Source organism: Burkholderia latens (assembly GCF_902499045.1).
GTDB classification, from domain to species: domain Bacteria; phylum Pseudomonadota; class Gammaproteobacteria; order Burkholderiales; family Burkholderiaceae; genus Burkholderia; species Burkholderia latens.
The window spans coordinates 1-3,592 of the sequence record NZ_CABVPL010000097.1 but is presented as its reverse complement, the minus strand read 5'-3'; the positions used below and the strand labels follow the sequence as shown (position 1 = coordinate 3,592).

General features: G+C 68.5%; 3 protein-coding genes. All 3 read right to left on the bottom strand.

All coding sequences use genetic code 11. The features are described 5' to 3' along the window. On the bottom strand, positions 1-1,624 hold a 1,624-nt coding region (locus BSE24067_RS32040), incomplete at its 3' end, for a methyl-accepting chemotaxis protein (protein WP_174905000.1). A gap of 37 nt (positions 1,625-1,661) precedes the next feature. Next, positions 1,662-2,177, bottom strand: coding sequence for a chemotaxis protein CheW (cheW, locus tag BSE24067_RS32035; RefSeq protein WP_035971390.1), 516 nt, complete (start codon positions 2,175-2,177; stop codon positions 1,662-1,664). Between the two features lie 48 nt (positions 2,178-2,225). Then, positions 2,226-3,592, bottom strand: a 1,367-nt coding sequence (locus BSE24067_RS32030; RefSeq protein ID WP_174904999.1) for a chemotaxis protein CheW, incomplete at its 5' end; no start/stop codon positions are given.

The following is a 3,592-nucleotide window of genomic DNA, read 5'->3' as shown; positions in this document are numbered from 1 at the left end:
ATGCCGGTGCCGCGGCCGGAGCGTGCGCGGCCGCGCGCGCAGGGCTGCGCGCCGGCGCGAGCGCGATGCCGCCCGCGACGCGCCATTCCGACACGATCGCCTTCATCTGGCGCGTCTGCTCCTCGAGCGATGCCGCGGCCGCCGCGGCCTGCTCGACGAGCGCCGCGTTCTGCTGCGTGACCGAATCCATCTGGCCGACCGCGCGGTTGACCTGTTCGATGCCGGTCGACTGCTCGTCCGACGCGGCGCTGATCTCGCCCATGATGTCGGTCACGCGGCGCACGGCCTGCACGATCTCGTCCATCGTCGAGCCCGCGCGCGCAACGAGCGCCGACCCGCTGTCGACCTTCTCGGCCGAATCGCCGATCAACTGCTTGATTTCCTTCGCGGCGCTCGCGCTGCGCTGCGCGAGCGACCGCACTTCGCCCGCGACCACCGCGAAGCCGCGGCCCTGCTCGCCGGCGCGCGCGGCCTCGACCGCCGCGTTCAGCGCGAGGATGTTGGTCTGGAACGCGATGCCTTCGATCGTGCCGATGATGTCGACGATCTTGCCGGAGCTCGCCGCGATGTCCTGCATCGTCGATACGACCTGGCCGACCACTTCGCCGCCCTGCGTCGCGATGTCCGACGCGTTCACCGCGAGCTGGCTCGCCTGCCGCGCATTCTCCGCGTTCTGGCGCACGGTGCCGGTCAGCTGCTCCATGCTCGATGCGGTTTCCTGCAGCGACGCGGCCTGCTCCTCGGTGCGCTGCGACAGGTCGGTGTTGCCGGTCGCGATCTCGCGCGCGCCGACGTCGATCGATTCGGTGCCGCGATGCACGGCCTGCACCATCGTCGTCACCGCGTCCTGCATCCGCTTGATCCCGCCGTACAGGCGGCCGATCTCGTTGGTGCTGGACACGCTCACCGGCTGCGTGAGGTCGCCGCCCGCGATGCGCTCGAAGTGCGCGATCGCGTCCTCGATCGGCTTCACGATCAGGCCTCGCAGCACGAAGCGGATCGCGATCACAACGACGAACGCGATCGCGATGCCGGCCGCGATCAGGCCGATCATCATCGAGATCTGCGACTGCGTCGCGGCCTGGCGATCTTCCGCGCGCTTTTGCAGCGACGCGATCACGGCCGCCGCCGTCTGGTCGAACGCGACGAACATCGGGCTGATCTTCGTGTCGGCAATCGCGTGGTACGCGGCCATGTCGCCCGCGCGCGCCGCCGCGAATTCGGGCTCGACGCCTTCCTTCGTGATCGTCGTGTAGCGTGCGGCGAGCTCGTCGAGGAGCGTCTGCTCGACGCCGAGCTTCGGCAACGACTGGAACGTCTGCCAGTTCTGGTTCGACTTCGCGAACAGCTCCTGCGCGCGGTCGAGCACCTTCGCCGCGTCGGCCGCATTGCCGGCTTCGGTCAGCGTGCGGAAGCGATCGAGCGCGACCCGCGCACGCAGCAGGTGCGCGGCCGTGTCGTCGAGCGTGTGGATCGCCGGCAGGTCGACGTGCGCGATCTCGTCGAGCGAGCGGCTCGCGTGATTGAGCGCGTAGAGGCCGAGCCCGCCGACCGCGGCGGCCAGGCACACGAGGATGAGTCCGACCGCGGTCAGCGTCGTGCGGATCGACCAGTTATGCAACATTGCGGATTCTCCCGAAATTCGTGCGCGCGCGGCGCGCTTACGCGCCGAGCGTCTCGATCAGCGCCATTTCCCGGCTCGACATCAGCTTCTCGATGTCCATCAGGATCAGCATGCGGCCGTCGACCGTGCCGAGCCCCGTCAGGTACTCGGTCGTCAGCGTCGCGCCGAACTCCGGCGCCGGCATGATCTGGTCGGTCTGCAGCGTCAGCACGTCCGACACGCCGTCGACCACCATCCCGACCACGCGGTTCGACACGTTCAGGATGATCACGACGGTCTGGTGGTCGTACTCGACGCGGCCGAGATGGAACTTGATCCGCATGTCGACGATCGGCACGATGATCCCGCGCAGGTTGATCACGCCCTTGATGAAGTCCGGCGCGTTCGCGATGCGCGTGACGCTGTCGTAGCCGCGGATTTCCTGCACCTTCAGGATGTCGATCCCGTATTCCTCGTCGCCGAGCGTGAAGACGAGGAACTCCTGGCCCGTCGCATCGCCGTGTTCGGCGTCGCGGCGGCTCGTGGCCGCGTTCGCCGCGGCCGGATTGATCATTTGAACTTCAGCGGACACGTTTGCCCCCAATCGGTTGAATGGCGAGAGTCAGAAGATCGCGAGCTCGGCGCCGGCTCGGGCGCCGTGCGTCGCACGGGTTTCGCGGTTCAGCGCCGCGACGTCGACGATCAGCGCGACGCTGCCGTCGCCCAGGATGGTCGCCGCCGAGATGCCGTGCACCTTGCGGTAATTCGTTTCGAGGTTCTTCACGACCACCTGCTGCTGGCCCACGAGCTCGTCGATCAGCATCGCGAAGCGGCGCCCCTCGGTTTCCATGATCGTGACGATCCCTTGCGTCGGATCGGTGCGCGCGTCCTCGACGGAGAACACTTCGTGCAGCGCGACGAGCGGCAGGTATTCGCCGCGCACGCGCACCACGCGCTCGCCGTTGCCGACCGTGTAGATGTCGTCGATCGACGGCTGCAGCGACTCCATCACGAAGTTCAGCGGCAGGATGAAGATCTCGCTGCCGACCTTCACCGACATCCCGTCGAGGATCGCGAGCGTGAGCGGCAGCACGATCCGCGTGGTCGTGCCGCGGCCGGCCTGCGACGAGATCTCGACGTGGCCGCCCATCGACTGGATGTTGCGCTTCACGACGTCCATCCCGACGCCGCGGCCCGACACGTCGGTCACCGTCTCGGCGGTCGAGAAGCCCGGCGCGAAGATCAGCTGCCAGACTTCGTCGTCGCTGATGTTCTCGGAAATCTGCATGCCCTGCTTCGCGGCCTTCGCGAGGATCCGCTCGCGGTTCAGGCCCGCGCCGTCGTCGCTCACTTCGATCACGATGTTGCCGCCGTGGTGCGCGGCCGACAGCACGAGCTGGCCGACGCCGTCCTTGCCCGCGGCGACGCGCTTGTCGACCGTTTCGATTCCGTGGTCGAGGCTGTTGCGCACGAGGTGCGTGAGCGGGTCGATGATCCGCTCGATCAGGCTCTTGTCGAGTTCGGTCGCCTGGCCGAACGTGACGAGCTCGACCTGCTTGCCGAGCTTGCCGGCGAGGTCGCGCACGAGCCGCGGGAAGCGGCTGAACACGTAGTCCATCGGCATCATCCGGATCGACATCACCGCTTCCTGCAGGTCGCGCGCGTTGCGCTCGAGCTGCGCCATCCCGTTGAACAGGCGGTCGTGCAGCGCCGGATCGAACGCGCTCGCGGTTTCCGCGAGCATCGCCTGCGTGATCACGAGCTCGCCGACCAGGTTGATCAGCTGGTCGACCTTCTCGACGCCGACGCGGATCGAGCTGCCTTCGGCGCCCGAGGCGGCGGCGGCCGGGCGCGGACGCTTGTCGTCGTGATGCGCGGCGGCCTGTGCCGACTGCGCCGCCTGCGCGGCGGGTTCGGCGTGCGGCTGCGGCGCCGGTTGCGCGGCAGCGCTCGGCTGTGCTTGTGCGTGCGCTTGCGGTGCGGCGGCGG